Annotated in this window: 16 protein-coding genes; 14 read left to right on the forward strand and 2 right to left on the reverse strand. The window is 74.2% G+C overall.

Annotated features, from left to right (window positions below; genetic code table 11):
- Nucleotides 1-57: 57 nt before the first annotated feature.
- The 3 genes from ABT093_RS14900 to ABT093_RS14910 all read left to right on the forward strand — a co-directional run bounded on the left by ABT093_RS14900 (nucleotide 58) and on the right by ABT093_RS14910 (nucleotide 2,152).
- Nucleotides 58-408, forward strand: coding sequence for a DUF3618 domain-containing protein (locus tag ABT093_RS14900; protein ID WP_350564198.1), 351 nt, complete (start codon nucleotides 58-60; stop codon nucleotides 406-408).
- Between the two features lie 203 nt (nucleotides 409-611).
- Nucleotides 612-914: a co-chaperone GroES gene (locus tag ABT093_RS14905; protein ID WP_078881937.1), complete on the forward strand. Its 303-nt coding sequence runs from the start codon at nucleotides 612-614 to the stop codon at nucleotides 912-914.
- A gap of 62 nt (nucleotides 915-976) precedes the next feature.
- Nucleotides 977-2,152 carry a winged helix DNA-binding domain-containing protein gene (locus ABT093_RS14910; RefSeq protein WP_350564200.1) on the forward strand — a complete coding sequence of 392 codons (1,176 nt, stop codon included), beginning with the start codon at nucleotides 977-979 and terminating at the stop codon, nucleotides 2,150-2,152.
- A 29-nt stretch (nucleotides 2,153-2,181) separates the two neighbouring features.
- Here ABT093_RS14910 and ABT093_RS14915 read toward each other — a convergent pair whose 3' ends face one another.
- Entirely contained in the window at nucleotides 2,182-4,635 is a 2,454-nt protein-coding gene (locus tag ABT093_RS14915; RefSeq protein WP_350564201.1) for a transglycosylase domain-containing protein, read from the reverse strand.
- A 260-nt stretch (nucleotides 4,636-4,895) separates the two neighbouring features.
- On the opposite strand from ABT093_RS14915, the gene ABT093_RS14920 reads away from it, so the two are divergent.
- From ABT093_RS14920 to ABT093_RS14970, 11 genes are all read left to right on the forward strand, one after another.
- The gene (locus ABT093_RS14920; protein WP_350564203.1) at nucleotides 4,896-5,762 is read left to right on the forward strand and encodes an ABC transporter permease; all 867 of its coding nucleotides are present in this window, start codon (nucleotides 4,896-4,898) and stop codon (nucleotides 5,760-5,762) included.
- Nucleotides 5,755-6,618, forward strand: a complete 864-nt coding sequence (locus ABT093_RS14925) for an ABC transporter permease (RefSeq protein WP_350564205.1) — start codon at nucleotides 5,755-5,757, stop codon at nucleotides 6,616-6,618. The genes ABT093_RS14920 and ABT093_RS14925 overlap by 8 nt, the downstream gene beginning before the upstream one ends.
- 31 nt (nucleotides 6,619-6,649) lie before the next feature.
- Entirely contained in the window at nucleotides 6,650-7,609 is a 960-nt protein-coding gene (locus ABT093_RS14930) for an ABC transporter ATP-binding protein (protein WP_350564206.1), read from the forward strand.
- A gap of 184 nt (nucleotides 7,610-7,793) precedes the next feature.
- Nucleotides 7,794-9,161 carry a glycosyltransferase family 2 protein gene (locus ABT093_RS14935; RefSeq protein ID WP_350564208.1) on the forward strand — a complete coding sequence of 456 codons (1,368 nt, stop codon included), beginning with the start codon at nucleotides 7,794-7,796 and terminating at the stop codon, nucleotides 9,159-9,161.
- The gene (locus ABT093_RS14940; RefSeq protein ID WP_350564210.1) at nucleotides 9,158-10,474 is read left to right on the forward strand and encodes a nucleotide sugar dehydrogenase; all 1,317 of its coding nucleotides are present in this window, start codon (nucleotides 9,158-9,160) and stop codon (nucleotides 10,472-10,474) included. Before ABT093_RS14935 ends, ABT093_RS14940 begins: the two co-directional genes overlap by 4 nt.
- Before the next feature lie 53 nt (nucleotides 10,475-10,527).
- Nucleotides 10,528-11,907 (forward strand): DUF445 domain-containing protein, encoded by a 1,380-nt coding sequence (locus ABT093_RS14945; protein WP_502884226.1) that lies wholly within the window; start codon nucleotides 10,528-10,530, stop codon nucleotides 11,905-11,907.
- 90 nt (nucleotides 11,908-11,997) lie between these two features.
- The gene (locus tag ABT093_RS14950; RefSeq protein WP_350564259.1) at nucleotides 11,998-13,065 is read left to right on the forward strand and encodes an adenosine deaminase; all 1,068 of its coding nucleotides are present in this window, start codon (nucleotides 11,998-12,000) and stop codon (nucleotides 13,063-13,065) included.
- Nucleotides 13,066-13,211: 146 nt separating this feature from the next.
- On the forward strand, nucleotides 13,212-13,778 hold the full coding sequence (locus ABT093_RS14955) for a hypothetical protein (RefSeq protein WP_350564212.1): 567 nt from the start codon (nucleotides 13,212-13,214) through the stop codon (nucleotides 13,776-13,778).
- Between the two features lie 97 nt (nucleotides 13,779-13,875).
- A complete protein-coding gene (locus ABT093_RS14960; protein WP_350564213.1) occupies nucleotides 13,876-14,712 on the forward strand; it encodes a DUF4097 family beta strand repeat-containing protein in 837 nt (278 codons plus the stop codon).
- Nucleotides 14,713-14,749: 37 nt separating this feature from the next.
- Nucleotides 14,750-15,706, forward strand: a complete 957-nt coding sequence (locus ABT093_RS14965; RefSeq protein WP_350564215.1) for an ATP-binding cassette domain-containing protein — start codon at nucleotides 14,750-14,752, stop codon at nucleotides 15,704-15,706.
- The gene (locus ABT093_RS14970; protein ID WP_350564217.1) at nucleotides 15,703-16,479 is read left to right on the forward strand and encodes an ABC transporter permease; all 777 of its coding nucleotides are present in this window, start codon (nucleotides 15,703-15,705) and stop codon (nucleotides 16,477-16,479) included. Before ABT093_RS14965 ends, ABT093_RS14970 begins: the two co-directional genes overlap by 4 nt.
- Before the next feature lie 107 nt (nucleotides 16,480-16,586).
- Here ABT093_RS14970 and ABT093_RS14975 read toward each other — a convergent pair whose 3' ends face one another.
- The gene (locus tag ABT093_RS14975) at nucleotides 16,587-17,333 is read right to left on the reverse strand and encodes a TetR/AcrR family transcriptional regulator (protein ID WP_350564219.1); all 747 of its coding nucleotides are present in this window, start codon (nucleotides 17,331-17,333) and stop codon (nucleotides 16,587-16,589) included.
- Nucleotides 17,334-17,431: the final 98 nt, after the last annotated feature.

The raw sequence follows: 17,431 nt of genomic DNA on the forward strand, positions 1-17,431 counted from the left end.
TGCGCGTGGTAGCTGACACACTGGGTCAGTCGCACAGGACGAACATCAGTGAATGGGGTGGCCCGAGTGGGCGAGGCGAGCAGTACGGACAAGTCGGCGCGGACGACCGCCCAGATCGAGGCGGACATCGCCCGGACCCGCACCCAGCTGGCGGCGACGCTGGACGAGCTCGCCGTGCGGGTGCACCCGACCACCATCTCCGCCCAGGTGAAGGCGAAGGCCGTGGCCGCCGTCGAGGAGAAGGCCGGCCGGGCGTACGTGGCCGCGAGCGGGCTGGTGGAGCAGGCCCGTGCGCAGTTCGTGGACGAGAAGGGGCAGCCGCGCAAGGAGCGGATCGTCCCGGCCGCGCTGGTCGGCGTCGGCCTGGTGCTGCTGGTCGCCTCGGCGCGCCGGCGCCGCAAGGGCTGAGCGGCCACCGCACCTCCGGGCCGGGCACCGCGTGCCCGGCCCGGTGCCGTTCCCGCCGCAGGACCGGGCTGGCGTCACACGCCGCGCCCGGGGGCGGTACCTTCGGGGTCGTGAGTACGAACGACGAACCGACCCAGCAGTCCCTCTCCGCCGAGGCCGACTCGCCGCGTCACGACCGGCTGGGCGAGAAGCTGCCGATCAAGATGCTGCACGACCGCGTGCTGGTGAAGACCGAGGCCGGCGAGGGCGAGCGCCGCTCCACCGGCGGCATCCTCATCCCGGCGACGGCCGAGATCTCCAAGCGCTGCGCCTGGGCCGAGGCCGTGGCCGTGGGACAGAGCGTGCGCTCCGTGGAGCCCGGCGACCGGGTCCTCTACGACCCCGAGGACAAGCTGGAGGTCGAAGTCCGCGGCGCCACCTACGTCCTGCTGCGCGAGCGCGACCTGCACGCCGTGGCCGCGATGCGCTTCGGTGACACCGAGGGCTCGACGGGTCTGTACCTCTAGCCGCCGTACGAGGTCCCGCCGGTCGTCCTGTCGCCCGACCTCTGAGCCCCGGGGAGCCGGTCATGGTCAGCAGTGGAGTGGAGATCGGCGACGCCGAGCGCCGGGCGCGGCTGGGGCGGCGGCTGCTGCTGGCGCCCGGCGGGTGGGCGGCGCGGGTGGAGGAGGTGGCCGACGCGGTCGTCGGGCTGCACGCCTCCGACCCCGCGACGGTGTACCTGTCGGCGTGCGCGCGGCTGCGCGAGCCGTCGGCGGGCGAGGTGGAGCGGGCGCTGTACGAGGACGTCTCGCTGGTGAAGCTGCTGTCGATGCGGCGCACGCTCTTCGCGGTGACCGAGGAGTTCGCGCCGTACGTGAGCGCGGCGGCGGCGCGGCAGATCGCGGCCAAGGAGCGGGCGACCCTGGTCAAGCACCTCGCGGAGTTCGCCGAGGGCTGGGACGAGGTCCGGCTGGCGCGCACCGAGCGGGCGGTGCTGGCGGCGCTGGCGGCGCGCGGTGAGGCGACCACGGCCGAGCTGGGCGCGGACGTGCCGGCGCTGCGCGAGACGATGCTGATGTCGGTGGGCAAGCCGTACGAGGCGAAGCAGAGCGTGGGGAGCCGGCTGCTGCGGGTGCTGGCCTCGGACGGGCACGTGCGGCGCTCCCGGCCGCGTGGGTCGTGGCTGAGCAACAGCTATCCGTGGGCGCCGGTGGCGCCGTGGCCGGACGTGCCGGTGCGGGAGGCGAAGGCGGAGGTGGTGCGGCGCTGGCTGGCGTCGTACGGGCCGGGCACCGTCGAGGACGTGAAGTGGTGGACGGGCTGGACGCTGGGGGAGGTCCGGAAGGCGCTGGCGGACGTCGGCGCGGTGGAGGTGTCGCTGTCCGGCGGCGCGGTGGGCCTGGTGCTGCCGGGGGACGAGGGGCCGGTGGCGGAGCCGGAGCCGTGGGCGGCGCTGCTGCCGGGGCTGGATCCGGCGGTGATGGGCTGGCGCGGCCGGGACTGGTACCTGCGGCCCGGGGACGTGCCGGCGCTGTTCGACCGGGCGGGGAACGCGGGGCCGACGGTGTGGTGGTGCGGCCGGGTGGTCGGCGGCTGGGCGCAGCGGGCGGACGGCGAGGTGGTGTGGCGGCTGTTCGGGGACGTGGGGGCCGAGGCGGGGGAGGCGGTGGCGGCGCAGGCGCGGCGGTTGGCGGGCTGGTTGGGGGCGGTCCGGGTGACGCCGCGGTTCCGGACGCCGTTGGAGCGTGAGCTGGTGGCCTGAGGCGTCGCGCCTGCGTGTCGCCTCGGGCGTCACGCCGGGGGCGGGGTGCCCGGTTGGGCGCCGGCGGGGGGTTGGGCGGTGCTGGGGCCGGGGCCCGGGGTGCGGGTCGGGTCGGGGGCCTTGCTGGGGGCGGTGGTCGCCGGCTGGGCGGTGGGCCGGTCGGTGGTGGGCCGGGTGCTGGGGGTGGGCTGAGGCTGGGTGGGTTCCTGCGCGGCGGGTGCCGTGGGGGTGACCGGTTCGGGGGCGGCGGTGGGCCGGGTGGGCTCCGGGGCGGGGACGGTCGGCTGCCGGGGGGTGAGCGGCGCGGCGGGGGCCGCGGGTGCGGCCGGGGCCGCCGGGGTCTGGGCGGTGCCGTCGCGGCCGCCGGGGGCGTGGGGGGAGGGCACGGGGGCGGTGGGGGCGGCGGACGAGGTGGCGGTGGAGGTGGCGGTCGGGGTGCCGGTGGGTCCGCCGCCGGCCGGGCGGCCGTTGCCCTCGCTGGGTTCGAGGTCGAAGCTCTGGACGGGGGTGCCGTCCAGGACGGCGCTCATGTACGCGGTCCAGATCCGGGTGGGGAAGGCGCCGCCGTTGATCCGGGCGTAGCCGGCGGTGCCGGCCAGCGGTTCCTTGGCGTGGGTCTTCGGGTTCTCGCGGAAGAGGCCGACGGTGGCGGCGAGTTCGGGGGTGTAGCCGGCGAACCAGGCGGAGAGGTTGGCGTCGGTGGTGCCGGTCTTGCCGGCGGCGGGCCGGCCGAGGTCGAGGGCGGCGGCGCCGGTGCCGCGGGTGCTGATGACGTCGCGCAGGACGTCGGTGACGGCGTCGGCGGTGCCCCGGTCGAGGGCGGTGGCGGGGATGTGTTCGGGCAGTTCCGGTGCCTCGACGGGGCCGGTGCCGGGGGTGATCCGTTCCAGCGCGGCGACCGACCAGGGCCGGTGGGCCTCGCCGTGGTTGGCGAGGGCGGCGTAGACGCCGGCCAGGTCGAGGGCGCTGGGGGTGGCGGTGCCGAGGGTCATCGAGGTGTTGGCGGGGTCCAGGCCGGGGACGTCGCCGGGGATGCCGAGCCGGATGGCGGTCTCCCGGACGTGGTCGAGTCCGGCGTCCACGCCGACCTGCGCGTACACGGAGTTGACCGACTTGGCCATGGCCTGGCGCAGGGTGACGGGCCCGTAGTCGAGGTCGTCCTCGTTGGGCGGCGCGTAGGGGGTGGGGCCGTCGGTGACGGGGCGTTCGCTGGTGCCGTCGTAGCGGGTCTCGGTGGTGATCGGGTGGCCGTCGCCGCTGCTGTGGTGGGAGGTGAGGCCGGCGGCGAGGTCGACGGGCTTGAAGGTGGAACCGATCTGGTTGTCCTGGCGCAGTGCGTCGTTGTAGGGCTGTCTGGCGTAGTCGGGGCCGCCGTAGACGGCGACGACGCGGCCGGTGGCGGGTTCGACGGAGGCGCCGGCGACCCGGACGTCGGTGTCGGTGTCGGGCCGGGCGGTGGGGTCGAGTTCGTCGGTGAGTTCGTCCTGGACGGCGTGGACGAAGGCGTCCTGCTTCTGCTGGTCGAAGGTGGTGGTGATGCGCCAGCCGCCGGCCTTGAGGGTGGCGCTGTCGAGGATGCCGCTGCCGACCAGGTAGTCGTCGGCGACGCCGACCAGGTAGCCGGCCTGGCCGGCGAGGCCGGTGGCGGGCTGGGGGTCGATCGGCTCGGGGAAGGTGAGGGCGGCGCGTTCGGTGGCGCCGAGGAAGCCGAGCTGGACCATGCCGTCGAGGGTGTAGTGCCAGCGGGCGACGGCCCGTTCGCGGTTGGCGGGGGTGGCGGTCTTGACGTCGTAGGCGCTGGGGGCCTGGAGCAGGGCGGCGAGGTAGGCGCTCTGCGGGAGGGTCAGCTGGGAGGCCTCGACGCCGTAGTAGGCGCGGGCGGCGCTCTGGATTCCGTAGGCGCCGCGGCCGAAGTAGCTGGTGTTGAGGTAGCCGGCGAGGATCTCGTCCTTGCCGCGCTGCTGGTCGACCTTGAGGGCGATGAGCAGTTCGCGGCCCTTGCGTTCGATGGTCCGGCTCTGGGTGAGGTAGTAGTTCTTGACGTACTGCTGGGTGATGGTGGAGCCGCCCTGCATGCCCTGGCCGGTCAGGCTGTTCCAGCCGGCCCGGACCATGCCCTTCAGGTCGATGCCGCGGTTCTGGTAGAAGGTGCGGTCCTCGGCGGAGACGACGGCCTGCCGGGTGGTGACCGGGACCTCGTCGATGGTGACGTCGGTGCGGTTGACGGCCCCGGTGCGGGCGATCTCGGTGACGCCGTCGGCGTAGAGGTAGATGTTGCTCTGGGCGACGGCCTGCGCGTTGGGGTCGGGCAGCGGCACGATGACGTAGAGCACGGCGAAGGCACCGACGGCGAGCAGCAGTGTGCCGAGGACGGCGCCGAGGGTGACCCGCCAGGTGGGCAGCAGCCGTCGCCGGAGCGGTAGGGCGCGGCGGGCCTCGCGGCGGGCGGCCCGTTTGGCCTGGCGGCTGGTGCGCGGGGTCATGCGGAGATTATGTGCTATTTGACTGCGCATCAGCTGCCGGGGCGGCTCCGGTCGGGTGATGGAAAAACCGGGTGCGGGCGGGGCGCGGTCGCAGTACGGTGAAAGGTGCAAACCAGATAGCGCAGCCACTTCGGGCTTCGGCCCGTCAGCTCCGCCGCCCGGCCCGGGACCCCCGGGGGATGGGCGGCCGGGGCCGGTCCGGCATGCGCGCTCGCGGACAGGGGTCTCCCTGTGCCGCCATTTGTCGATAAGGAGACAATATGCAGAGGCTTGGGCCGTCTCGGGCCGAGCTCCGTCCTCCCGATCCCGGCGGCGCCCGCGCCGCCCTGAGCCTGTACGCCGCGGTCGTCCGCGGCGCCTTCCGCCGTTTCTCCACCTACCGGGCCGCCACCGTGGCCGGGGCCTTCACCAACACGGTCTTCGGCTTCATCCTCGCCTACACCTTCGTCGCCCTCTGGCGGGCCCGCCCCGGCCTCGGCGGCTACGACGAGAGCGCCGCCGTCACCTACATCTGGGTCAGCCAGGCCCTGTTGATGACGGTCGCCGTCATGGGCGGCGGCTTCCAGGACGACGTCCAGGAGCGGTTCCGCAGCGGCGACATCGCCATCGACCTCTACCGCCCGGTGGACTTCCAGGGCTGGTGGCTGGCCACCGACCTCGGCCGGGCCGCCTTCGACCTGTTCGCCCGGGGCGTGCCGCCCGTGCTGGTCGGCGCCCTGGCCTTCCGCACTCGGATGCCCGAACACCCGCTGACCTGGGTGTTCTTCCTGCTGTCGGTGCTGCTCGCGGTGGTGGTCAGCTTCGGCCTGCGGTTCCTCGTCGCGCTCACCGGCTTCTGGCTGCACGACTCGGAGGGGGTGCGGACCCTGATGGTGATGCTGTCGATCTTCTTCTCCGGGATGCTGCTGCCGCTCGCGCTCTTCCCCGGCCGGCTCGGCGACCTCGCCACGGTGCTGCCCTGGGCGGCGCTGGTGAAGGTGCCGACCGACGTCTTCCTGGAGCGTGCCACCGGCACCGGACTGCTCGGCGCGCTGGGCTTCCAGCTGGCCTGGGCGCTGGTGCTGCTCGCGGCCGGGCGGCTGGTCCAGTTGCTCGCGACCCGCAAGGTGGTGGTCCAGGGTGGCTGAGCTGCTTGTTTCCCGCGAACCGCTGGCTCCCCGTGAACGGTTGGCCGCCCGGACGGCGTGGGCGGTGCGCTCCTGGTGGCTCGTCGCCGCCATGTGGACCAGGGCGCTGATGTCCTACCGGGCGTCGTTCGTGATGATGACCTTCGCCAACGTCACCATCACCTTCCTCGACTTCGTCGTGATCATCCTGATGTTCCGGCACACCGACAGCCTCGGCGGCTGGACCCTGCCCGAACTGGGCTTCCTCTACGGCACCTCCGCCTTCGCCCTCGGCACGGCCAACCTGTTCGTCGGCTCCATCGACGCCCTCGGCGAGCGCATCCGCACCGGCACCCTGGACACCATGCTGGTGCGGCCCGCGCCCGCGCTCGCCCAGATCTGCGCCGAGCGGTTCTCGCTGCGCCGGATCGGACGGCCCGCGCAGGCGGCGGCCGTGCTGGTCTGGTCGCTGTTCGTGCTGGACGTCCGCTGGACCTGGGACCGGGTGCTGCTGGTGCCCGTGCTGCTGCTCTGCGGCACCCTCATCTTCGCCGCGGTCTTCATCGGCTTCGCCGGCCTGCAGTTCTGGTGGGGCGAGTCCGGGCAGCTGCACCACTCCTTCACCTACGGCGGCGCGACCGTGCTGCAGTACCCGCCGACGGTGTTCGCCAAGGAACTGGTCGCGGGCACCGTCTTCGGCGTGCCGCTGGCCTTCGTCAACTGGCTGCCCGCCCTGCACATCCTCGACGAGCCCGACCCGCTGGGCCTGCCCGCCGCCTTCCGGTTCGCCTCGCCGCTGGCCGCCGTGCTGAGCCTGGCCGCCGCCGGCCTGGTCTGGCGCGCCGGCCTGCGCGCCTACCGCGGCGCCGGCAGCTGATTCCACCCACCGCCCTTACTGAGGAAGACCCATGGCACTGATCGAACTCGACGACGTCCGCCGCACCTTCACCGTGCGCGCCAAGGCCGGCCGGCTGAAGCGCGAGAAGCGCGAGGTGCGCGCCGTCGACGGACTGACCTTCACCGTCCGGGCCGGCGAGTGCGTCGGCTACATCGGCCCCAACGGCGCCGGCAAGTCCACCACCATCAAGATGCTCACCGGCATCCTCGTCCCCAGCGCGGGACGGCTGCGGGTGGCCGGCGTCGACCCGGCCCGCGAACGGGTCGCGCTGGCCCGCCGGATCGGTGTGGTCTTCGGGCAGCGCACCACCCTGTGGTGGGACCTCCCGCTGCGCGACTCCTACGAGCTGGCCCGCCGGCTCTACCGGATCCCCGAGCACCGATATCGCGCCAACCTGGAACGCTGCGTCGAACTGCTCGACCTCGGCACGCTGCTCGACACGCCGGTGCGCCAGCTCTCGCTCGGCCAGCGGATGCGCGGCGACCTCGCCGCCGCCCTGCTGCACGACCCGGCCGTGCTGTACCTGGACGAGCCGACCATCGGCCTGGACGTGGTCAGCAAGGGCAAGGTGCGCGACTTCCTGCGCGAGGTCAACCGCGAGCGCGGCACCACGGTGCTGCTCACCACGCACGACCTCACCGACATCGAGCAGCTCTGCGACCGGGTCATGGTGATCGACCACGGCCGGGTCGTCTACGACGGCGGGCTGGGGGGCCTGCACGCGGTCGGCGACAGCGAGCGGACCCTGGTCGTCGACCTGGCCGAGGAGCGCCCGCCGATCGAGGTGCCCGGCACCCGGGTGGTCCGGGTCGAGGGGCCGCGCCAGTGGCTGGCCTTCCCGGCCGAGCAGAGCGCCGCCCCGGTGGTGGCGGCCGTCGCCGCCGGCTACCCGCTGGTCGACCTCTCGGTGCGCGAGCCCGCCATCGAGGACGTGATCGCCCGGATGTACGCGGAGGTCGCCATCGGCTGAGCAACCGTTCGGCCGGGGAACGGGCGTCCGCCGCCGCTCGCTCGTGCGGGTGGCGAACGTGACCCCGCGCCGGGCCGCCTAGTTGACCGTTGCATCGCCCGGCGCCGCGCCGCCCGCCCCGCTTCGCGGGCGGCGCGGCGCCGGGCACCGTCCTGGCGACCCGTGCACCGGAGGGCAGCGCCCGATGACCGTACCCGACGTGACCGTGGTGATCGCGGTCTACAACACCATGCCGTACCTGACCGCCTGCCTGGACTCGCTGGTCCGGCAGAGCATCGGGCACGCGCGCATGGAGGTGGTCGCGGTCGACGACGGCTCCACGGACGGCGGCGGCGCCCTGCTCGACACCTACGCGGCCCGCCACCCCGGACTGTTCCAGGTCGTCCACCAGGCCAACTCCGGCGGCCCGGCCGCCCCCACCAACCGGGGCCTGGCGCTGGCCCGCGGCCGGTACGTGCTCTTCCTCGGCGCCGACGACTGGCTCGGCGACGAGGCGCTGGAACGGATGGTGACCTCCGCCGACACCTGGGAGTCGGACGTGCTGATCCCCAAGCAGGTCGGGGTGAACGGGCGGCAGGTCCCGCAGGGCATCTTCGGGGCCACCGCCGCCTCGGTCGGCTTCGAGGACTCCGCGCTGGCCTGGGCGCTCGCCGACACCAAGCTGTTCCGGCTGGAGCTGATCCGGCGGCACAACCTGGCCCGCAACGAGGATCTGAAGGTCTACTCCGACCAGCCCTTCACCCTCGCCGCCCTGCTGAGGGCCCGCCGGATCTCGGTGCTCGCCGACTACGACCACTACTTCCTGGTGCTGCGCGAGGACCGCGGCAACGTCACCCAGCGGGCCGGGGCGCTGGACCGGATCCGCGGCGTCGCGGCGGTGCAGTGGGTGGCCGCCGAGCTGGCCGCGCCGGGCGGGCAGCTGGACGCGATCAAGGCGCGGCACTTCGGCTGGGAGGTGCCGCAGCTGCTCCGGGCCGGCCTCCTGGACCTCGACCCGCCGCTGCGGGAGGAGGTGTGCGCCGGGGTCGGCGAACTCGTCCGGCGGTTCGCGGCGCACGAGGTGTACCACCGGCTCGCCGCCGCGGACCGGGTGCGGCTGGAGCTGGCGGCCACCGGGCGGTACCGGGCCCTGGGCGAGCTGATCGCCTGGGAGGCCGAGCACGGCGCGCCCGCGGAGGTGACGGAGGACGGGGCGGACGGGATGCGGCGGCGGTACGCGGGCTACCCGGCGTTCCGGGACGCCGAGGTGGGCCTGGCGGACGAGCTGTTCCTGCTGGGGGAGGAGGCGGTGGCGTCCGTGGCGTCCGTGGCGTTTGTGGAGTCCGACGGGGTGGCCGCGCCGCCGCCGAGGCTGGTGCAGCAGTTGTGGCGCGGCGCGGTGCCCGTCGGGGTGCGTCGGCGGCTGCGCCGCTACCCGGCCTGGCGCCGGCTGGCGAACGCGGTGGCGGGGTCGGGTGCCGCGGGGTCGGGTGCCGCGGGGTCCGGTTCCGCGGCGTCGGGTTCCGTGGGGCCCGGTTCCGTGGGACCCGGGGCGAACGGGGGCAGCCGGTGAACCCGCTCGACATCTGCGTGGTCGGCCTCGGCAAGCTCGGCCTGCCGCTCGCCGTCCAGTTCGCCGCCAAGGGCCACCGGGTCACCGGCGCCGACGTCGCCCCGCCGGTCGTCGAGGCCGTCAACGACGGCCGGCCGCCGTTCCCCCGGGAGGCCGGGCTGGAGGAGGCGCTCAAGCGGGTGGTCGCCGACGGGCGGCTGCGCGCCACCACCGACACCGCGGCCGCCGTCGCCGGGGCCGAGGCCGTCGTCCTGGTCGTCCCGCTGGTCACCACCGCCGACGGCGCCCCCGACTTCACCCTGCTCGACGCCGCCACCGACGCCGTCGCGGCCGGGCTGCGCCGGGGCACGCTGATCAGCTACGAGACCACCCTGCCGGTCGGCGTCACCCGGGGCCGCTGGGCGCCGCGGCTGGCGGCCGGCTCCGGGCTCGCCCCCGGCCGGGACTTCGCGCTGGTCTTCAGCCCCGAACGGGTCCGCACCGGCCGGGTCTTCGCCGACCTGCGCCGCTACCCCAAGCTGGTCGGCGGGATCGACCCGGCCGCCACCCGGCGCGGCGCCGAGTTCTACCGGGCGGTGCTGGACTTCGACCCGCGCCCGGAGCTGGACGCCCAGGGCCGGCCCAACGGCGTCTGGGAGCTGGAGTCCGCCGAGGCCGCCGAGTTCGCCAAGCTCGCCGAGACCACCTACCGGGACGTCAACATCGCGCTGGCCAACCAGTTCGCCCGGTACGCGGACCGGATCGGGGTGGACTTCGCGGCCGTCGCGGACGCCTGCAACTCGCAGCCGTTCAGCCATCTGCACCGGCCGGGCGTCGCGGTCGGCGGCCACTGCATCCCCGTCTACCCGCGGCTCTACCTCTGGAACGACCCCGCGGCGACGGTGGTCCGCGCGGCCCGGGCGGCCAATCTGGAGATGCCGGCGTACGCGGTCGGCGCGCTGGACGGCGCGCTGGACGGCGGGCTCGCCGGGCAGGGCGTGCTGGTGCTGGGCGCCGCGTACCGGGGCGGGGTCAAGGAGACCGCGTACTCGGGCGTGTTCCCGCTGGTCGAGGCGCTGCGTACGGCCGGGGCCCGGCCGTACGTGGCCGACCCGCTGTACCCGGCGGGGGAGCTGGCGGCACTGGGCCTGCCCGCGTGGGGCGGCGAGCCGGTGGCGGCGGCGGTGCTCCAGGCGGACCACCCGGAGTACCGGGAGCTGGCGCCGGCCGACCTGCCGGGCGTGCGGGTGCTGCTGGACGGGCGGCGGTGCACCGATCCGGCCCGGTGGGCGGGCGTGGCCGGGGTGCGCAGGATGGTGCTCGGGGGCGCGTGACGGCTGCGGCGCGCCCCGTTCGTTCGCCTTCCGCCCGGGCTCGCGCGGGTGCCGTGTGGGGCGGGTGTGACACCGGACCGGCGCGCGATACCCGGGAGCGCCGTCCGTTCGCGCCGGGCAGCGGGCAGACTGGCGGGGTGAGCGACGAAGCCTTCAGCGGGACCGGCCCCGGGATGCGGTTCACCGCGGCCGACGAGGAGAAGAGACGCGGCGTCCGCCGGATGAAGACCATCGCGACCGGCCTGCTGGCCTTCGCGACCCTGGTCTTCGTCCTGGCCACCTGGGCGAAGGCGGCCGGCGCCGGGGCCTGGGCCGGCTACCTGGCCGCCGCCGCCGAGGCCGGCATGGTCGGCGCGCTGGCCGACTGGTTCGCGGTGACGGCGCTGTTCCGCCGCCCGTTCGGCCTGCCCATCCCGCACACCGCCATCATCCCCACCAAGAAGGACGCCTTCGGCCGCTCGCTCGGCGACTTCGTCGGGGAGAACTTCCTCTCCGGCCACGTGGTGCGCGGCCGGCTCGCCGCGCTCGGCATCGCCCGGCGGCTCGGCGAGTGGCTGGCCGCGCCGGGCAGCGCCGAGCGGGTCACCAAGGAGGCCTCGGCGGCGCTGCGCGGGGTGCTCGCCGTGCTGCGCGACGACGACGTGCAGGCGGTCGTCGCCGAGGCGGTCACCCGGCGGGCCGCCGCCACCTCGGTCGCCGAGCCGGCCGGCCGGATGCTCGGCAAGGTGGTCGCGGACGGCGGCCACCACGGGGTGGTCGACCTGATCGCGGTGCGGGCGCACGACTGGCTGACCGACAACCACGCCGAGGTGGTCGAGCGGGTCACCCAGAAGACCCCCGGCTGGACCCCCAAGTTCATCGACCACCAGGTCGGCGAGCGGGTCTACAAGGAGCTGATGCGGTTCGTCACCGACATCCGGGACGACCCGCGGCACCCGGCGCGCGGCGCGGTCGACAAGTTCCTCGCCGATTTCGCCACCGAGCTGCAGACCGACCCGGAGACCATCGCCCGGGTCGAGCGGGCCAAGGGCGAACTGCTCGCCCGGCCGGAGGTGCAGGACCTCATCGCCTCCACCTGGGCCGCCGTCCGGTCGCTGGTGCTGAACGCCGCCGAGGACGAGGAGAGCGAGCTTCGCCGGCGCATCCGCGAGGGCGTGCGCGGCTTCGGCTCGCGCCTGGCCACCGACACGAAGCTGCAGGCCAAGGTGGACGGCTGGCTCCAGGACGCCGCCCAGTACCTGGTCGACACCTACCGGACCGAGATCACCTCGCTGATCTCCGAGACGGTGGCGGGCTGGGACGCCGAGGACGCCTCGCGCAAGATCGAGGCCAACGTCGGCCGGGACCTCCAGTTCATCCGGATCAACGGCACGGTGGTCGGCGCGCTCGCGGGGCTGCTGATCCACACCGTGGCGGTCGCGCTCGGCGGCTGAGCCCGGTCTGCTTATCCTTGCCAGCACCGCTCAAACGCGCGTAGACCTCAGAGAAGGGCACCCACCGTGGTCCAGCCGGACGGAAGTCGGATCGGAACCCCCAGCGCCAGCACCCCCGCGGGCCCCGCGGACCGCTCCATCGAGGCGTTCATCGCCGCGATGCCCAAGGCGGAGCTGCACGTCCACCACGTCGGATCGGCCTCGCCGCGCGTGGTCGCCGAGCTGGCCGCGCGCCACGAGGGCCGGGCCAGGGTGCCCGCCGACCCGCAGGCCCTGGCCGAGTACTTCACCTTCACCGACTTCGCGCACTTCATCGAGGTCTACCTGAGCGTCGTGGACCTCGTCCGCGACCCCGAGGACGTCCGCGCCCTGACCTACGGCGTCGCCGAGGACATGGCCCGGCAGAACATCCGCTACGCCGAGCTGACCGTCACCCCTTACTCCTCGGTCAGCCGGGGCATCCCCGACGTCGCCTTCATGGAGGCCATCGAGGACGCCCGGGTGCGCGCCGAGAAGGAACTCGGGGTGGTGCTCCGCTGGTGCTTCGACATCCCGGGCGAGGCCGGGCTGGCGGCGGCCGAGGAGACCGCGCGGCTCGCCGTCGACCTCGCGCCCGAGGGCCTGGTCAGCTTCGGCCTCGGCGGCCCGGAGATCGGCGTGCCGCGCCCGCAGTTCAAGCCCTACTTCGACCGGGCGCGGGCGGCCGGCCTGCGCAGCGTCCCGCACGCGGGCGAGACCACCGGGCCGCAGACGGTCTGGGACGCGCTGCGGGTGCTCGGTGCCGAGCGCATCGGCCACGGCACCCGGGCGGTCGACGACCCGGCGCTGCTCGACCACCTGGGCGAGCACCGGATCCCGCTGGAGGTCTGCCCGACCTCCAACATCGCCACCCGCGCGGTGGAGCGGATCGAGGACCACCCGATCAAGCGGATGGTCGACGCCGGGCTGCTGGTGACCGTCAACAGCGACGACCCGCCGATGTTCGGCACCGACCTCAACACCGAGTACGCGGTGGCGGCCCGGCTGCTCGGCCTGGACGAGGCCGGGGTGGCGGCGCTGGCGAAGAACGCGGTGGAGGCGTCCTTCCTCGACGCCCCGGGCAAGGCGCGGCTGGCGGGCGAGATCGACGCCCACCTGGCGCGGTGGCGCCAGGTCTGACCTGCGGTCTTCCGCTCCTCGGGGCCCCGTCGGCGTGCGTCGGCGGGGCCTTTGGCGTCTCCGGTGCCACGTCTTCGCCTGAATGGCGCCATGGTGTGGTGCCAAAAAGGCTCGACATGGCGCCAAGGGTGTGCCATTCTCTAGCCATGGATCTCACGCCGTACGTCGACAACCTCCGGCACGAGCTCGCGGTGGCCGCGGGCGCGGGCGGGGACGAGGCACGCGCCCTGGCCGAGCGCCTGACCCTGCCGTTGGAAGCGGCCGCCAGACTCACGCTGCTGAACGCGCTCTCCGATGCCATGGGGGAGGTGACGCGGGAGCTGGCGCCGGGTTCGGTGGACGTCCGGCTGCGCGGGCTGGACCCGGAGTTCGTGGTCTCGGTGCCGCCGGGCGCCGACGCGTTCCACGACACCGAGCCGGTCGGTGCCGCGATGGCACCACCGGCACCACCGGTGGCACCGTCGGCGGTGTCCGCCGTCCCGGCCGCCGGCCCGGGCGAGGGGGCCGACGACGGCAACACCGCCCGGATCAACTTCCGGCTCCCCGCCCACCTCAAGGCCCGGGTCGAGGAGGCCGCCGGCCAGGAAGGGCTCTCGGTCAACGCCTGGCTGGTCCGGGCCGTCTCCGCCGCGCTGGACCCGGGCGCACCCGTGCGGCCCGAGCCGCGGGCCAGGCGCGCCCTCGGCCAGGGGTTCACCGGCTGGGTCCGCTAGTCCGCCCGCCCGTTCCACCCGACCATCCGCCCACCTGCCTACTCCACCCCTTTCCACCTGCGGCGACGCAGGGCAGAGCCACGAGGACGGGACAGTCATGCCTTCTTTCGACACCCCCAACCCGATCAGCGTCACCCTGGAGTTCGACATCGGCTCGGTGCGGATCACCGCGGCCAAGCGCACCGACACGGTCGTCGAGGTCCGTCCGGCCGACCCGGCCTCCGAGACGGACGTCCGGATCGCCGAGCAGACCAAGGTCACCTGCGTCAACGGCGCGCTGGTGCTCAAGGCTCCGAAGAAGCGGTCGATCTTCGGCCGTCCGGGATCGATCGACGTCGAGATCGAGGTGCCGGCCGGCTCCGAGGTCCGCGGCGACGTCCCGATGGGCGACTTCCTGCTGGAGGGCGTCTTCGGCGACTGCCGGCTGAAGACCTCGGTCGGCCGGATCCAGGTCGACGAGGCGGCCACCGTCCACCTGCGCAGCGACCACGGGGAGGTCCGGCTGCGGCGGGCCGACGGGGACGCCGAGGTGCAGTCCTCCGGGCGGATCGAGCTCACCAGCGTCGCGGGCTCCCTGACGGTCAAGAACCTCAACGGCGAGACGGTCGTCGGGCAGGTCGGCGGCGAGCTGCGGGCCAACTCCTCCAACGGCGCCATCACCGTCGGCACCGCGCTGGCCGGGGTGGACGCCAAGTCCGCCCACGGCACCATCCGGATCGGCGAGGTGGTCCGCGGCCGCACCGTGCTGCAGACCTCCATCGGGGATCTGGAGATCGGCATCCCGGAGGGCACCGCCGCCTGGCTCGACGTGCACACCAAGGTCGGCGGCGTCCGCAACGAGCTGGAGGCCTCGGGGGCGCCGGGCGAGGCCCTGGAGCGGCTCGAGGTGCGGGCCCGGACCCAGCTCGGCGACGTCGTGATCCGGCGCGCCTGACCGGCCGCGGCCGACCACGGACAGGGGGAGTGACCACATGACCATCACCAGCACGCTCGGGCCGGACACGGCCATCTCGGCCGTCGGGCTGACCAAGGCCTACGGCGGGCGGACCGTGCTCGACGGCATCGACCTGAGGGTCCCCGAGGGCACCGTCTTCGCGCTGCTCGGGCCGAACGGCGCCGGCAAGACCACCGCGGTGGAGATCCTCTCCACCCTCGTCCCGGCCGACGCGGGGTCCGTCCGGGTGGCCGGCCACGACGTGGTCCGGGAGGCCGACCGGGTGCGCGCCGCGATCGGCGTCACCGGGCAGTTCTCGGCGGTGGACGACCTGCTCACGGCGGAGGAGAACCTCCTGCTGATGGCGGACCTGCACCACCTCGCCCGCCGGGAGGGGCGGCGGCGGGCGGCGGAGCTGTTGCGGCGCTTCGAGCTGACCGGGTTCGCCGCGAAGCCCGCGAGCACCTTCTCCGGCGGCATGCGGCGCAAGCTCGACCTCGCCATGACCCTGGTCGGTGACCCCCGGGTGATCTTCCTCGACGAGCCGACCACCGGGCTGGACCCGCGCAGCCGGCGCACCATGTGGGAGCTGATCGAGGGGCTGGTCCAGGAGCAGGGCGTCACCGTCTTCCTGACCACCCAGTACCTGGAGGAGGCCGACCACCTGGCCGACCGGATCGCCCTGCTGGACGGCGGCCGGATCGTCGCCGAGGGCACGGCCGAGGAGCTCAAGCGGCGCATCCCGGGCGGTCACCTCCGGCTCCACTTCGCCCGCCCCGCCGAGCTCGCCGCGGCCGCCGCGCTGTTCGACTACGCCGGCGCGGACGCCGAGGCGCTCACCCTGTCGATCCCCGGCGACAACTCGGTCGTCACGGTGAAGGCCGTCCTCGACGTCCTCGACAACGCGGCCGTCCGGGCCGAGTCGCTCACCGTCCACACACCCGACCTCGACGACGTCTTCCTGACCCTGACCGCGGAGGGGGCCGCCCGATGAGCACCGTGTCCTACGCCGTCACCGACTCGCTGACGATGCTGCGGCGCAACCTCAGGCACGCGCAGCGCTATCCGGCGATGACCTTCTCGGTCGTGCTGATGCCGGTGATGATCCTGCTGCTCTTCAACTACGCCTACGGCGACACCCTGGGCGCGGGCATCGGGGGCGGCGACTACATCGACTACGTGACGCCCGGCATCGTGCTGATGGCGGCGACCGCCGGCTCGCTGGTGACGGCGGTCGGGGTCTGCGTCGACATGACCGAGGGCATCGTCAACCGGTTCCGGACGATGGCGATCGCGCGCTCGGCCTTCCTCACCGGGCACGTGCTGGGCAGCGTGATCCAGACCGTGCTGGGTCTGCTGATCGTGGTCGCGGCCGCCTTCGCGATGGGCTTTCGCCCCGACGCCGGTCCGCTGGAGTGGGTGGCGGCGGCCGGGCTGCTGCTCTTCGTGACGTTCGCGCTGACCTGGCTGTCGGCCGGCATAGGCCTGGTCGCCAAGACGCCGGAGAGCGCCAGCAACCTGCCGCTGCCGCTGCAGTTCCTGCCCTTCGTCGGCAGCGCGATCGTGCCGCCGGAGTCGATGCCCACCGCCCTGCGCTGGTTCGCGGAGTACCAGCCGTTCACGCCCCTCATCGAAACCCTGCGGGGGCTGCTGATGGGCACCGCCATCGGGTCGAGCGGGATCGTCTCGCTCGCCTGGTGCGCGGCCCTCACCGCCGCCGGGTACCTCTGGGCCCGCGCCACCTTCCGCCGTCCGGCCAAGCGCTGACGGCAGGGGGGCGCGGGGTCCGCGGCCGCCACAGGGACGGGCGGCGGCCGCGGGCCTGAACGACCGGACGGCCGGGTTGTTCGGAGCTGTTCAGGCCGCAGGGCCGTTCAGGCCGCCGGCTCCTCCCGGCGGGGAAGCCGCAGGGCCAGGCCGTCGAGGATGACGTTCAGGCCGTAGGCGAACTTCTCGTCCCGCAGGGCGGCCGGGTTCACGACGGCGTTGGCCGCGGCGTCGGCGAAGGCGTCGGACAGGAACTCGTGCCCGGCCACCGCCTCCTGGGCGGAGGGCATCAGGTCGGCGACGAACTCGGCCTCGGTCTGCCCGCTGCGGATCACGGTGGTGAGGAAGGCGGCCTCGGTGGTGCTCATCCCGAGCACGTAGGAGAGCACCGTGTCGATGGCCCGCGAGGGCTCCGGGAAGCCGGCGGCCGCGAACAGCGCGGCCATCCGCTCGGAGACGGTGACCAGGTTGGGACCCAGGTAGACGAGTCCGGCCTGGCCGATGACGGATCCCAGCCAGCGGTGGCGCAGCGTGGTGGCCCGGAAGGCCTCGCAGGTCGCGGTGACGTCGGCCCGCCAGTCGGCGGCGCGGGGGTCCGGGACGGGGATCTCGCCGAAGGCCTCGTCCAGCGCGAGTTCGATCAGCTCGTCCTTGGTGGCGACGTGCCGGTACAGGGAGGTCGCGCCGGCGTTGAGGCGGGCGCCGAGCTTGCGCATCGAGAGCGCCTCGACCCCGTCGGCGTCGAGCATGGCGATCGCCTCCCGGACGATCGCCTCCCGGCTGAGCGCGGGTGACTCGGGCTCGCGCTGCCGGCGGGCCCACACGGACGGGATCGGGTTCGTCTTGGCGGCCATCGGCCGGTCCTCCTCGCGTGAAGCGGTCTCAGAACATCCCTGCGTACACCGTTCGCAGGAAGCGTACAGGAAACAGGATTGCGCACACTGTTCCGCAC

The sequence above is a fragment of the Kitasatospora sp. NPDC002551 genome (genome assembly GCF_040296005.1).
Taxonomy (GTDB): domain Bacteria; phylum Actinomycetota; class Actinomycetes; order Streptomycetales; family Streptomycetaceae; genus Kitasatospora.

Excerpts from the sequence above, each read along its gene's own strand:
- ABT093_RS14965 (WP_350564215.1), top strand. The coding sequence starts at position 14,750 with ATGACCATCACCAGCACGCTCGGGCCGGACACGGCCATCTCGGCCGTC.
- ABT093_RS14915 (WP_350564201.1), bottom strand. The coding sequence starts at position 4,635 with ATGACCCCGCGCACCAGCCGCCAGGCCAAACGGGCCGCCCGCCGCGAG.
- ABT093_RS14905 (WP_078881937.1), top strand. The coding sequence starts at position 612 with ATGCTGCACGACCGCGTGCTGGTGAAGACCGAGGCCGGCGAGGGCGAG.
- ABT093_RS14960 (WP_350564213.1), top strand. The coding sequence starts at position 13,876 with ATGCCTTCTTTCGACACCCCCAACCCGATCAGCGTCACCCTGGAGTTC.
- ABT093_RS14930 (WP_350564206.1), top strand. The coding sequence starts at position 6,650 with ATGGCACTGATCGAACTCGACGACGTCCGCCGCACCTTCACCGTGCGC.
- ABT093_RS14955 (WP_350564212.1), top strand. The coding sequence starts at position 13,212 with ATGGATCTCACGCCGTACGTCGACAACCTCCGGCACGAGCTCGCGGTG.
- ABT093_RS14970 (WP_350564217.1), top strand. The coding sequence starts at position 15,703 with ATGAGCACCGTGTCCTACGCCGTCACCGACTCGCTGACGATGCTGCGG.
- ABT093_RS14975 (WP_350564219.1), bottom strand. The coding sequence starts at position 17,333 with ATGGCCGCCAAGACGAACCCGATCCCGTCCGTGTGGGCCCGCCGGCAG.
- ABT093_RS14910 (WP_350564200.1), top strand. The coding sequence starts at position 977 with ATGGTCAGCAGTGGAGTGGAGATCGGCGACGCCGAGCGCCGGGCGCGG.
- ABT093_RS14935 (WP_350564208.1), top strand. The coding sequence starts at position 7,794 with ATGACCGTACCCGACGTGACCGTGGTGATCGCGGTCTACAACACCATG.
- ABT093_RS14920 (WP_350564203.1), top strand. The coding sequence starts at position 4,896 with ATGCAGAGGCTTGGGCCGTCTCGGGCCGAGCTCCGTCCTCCCGATCCC.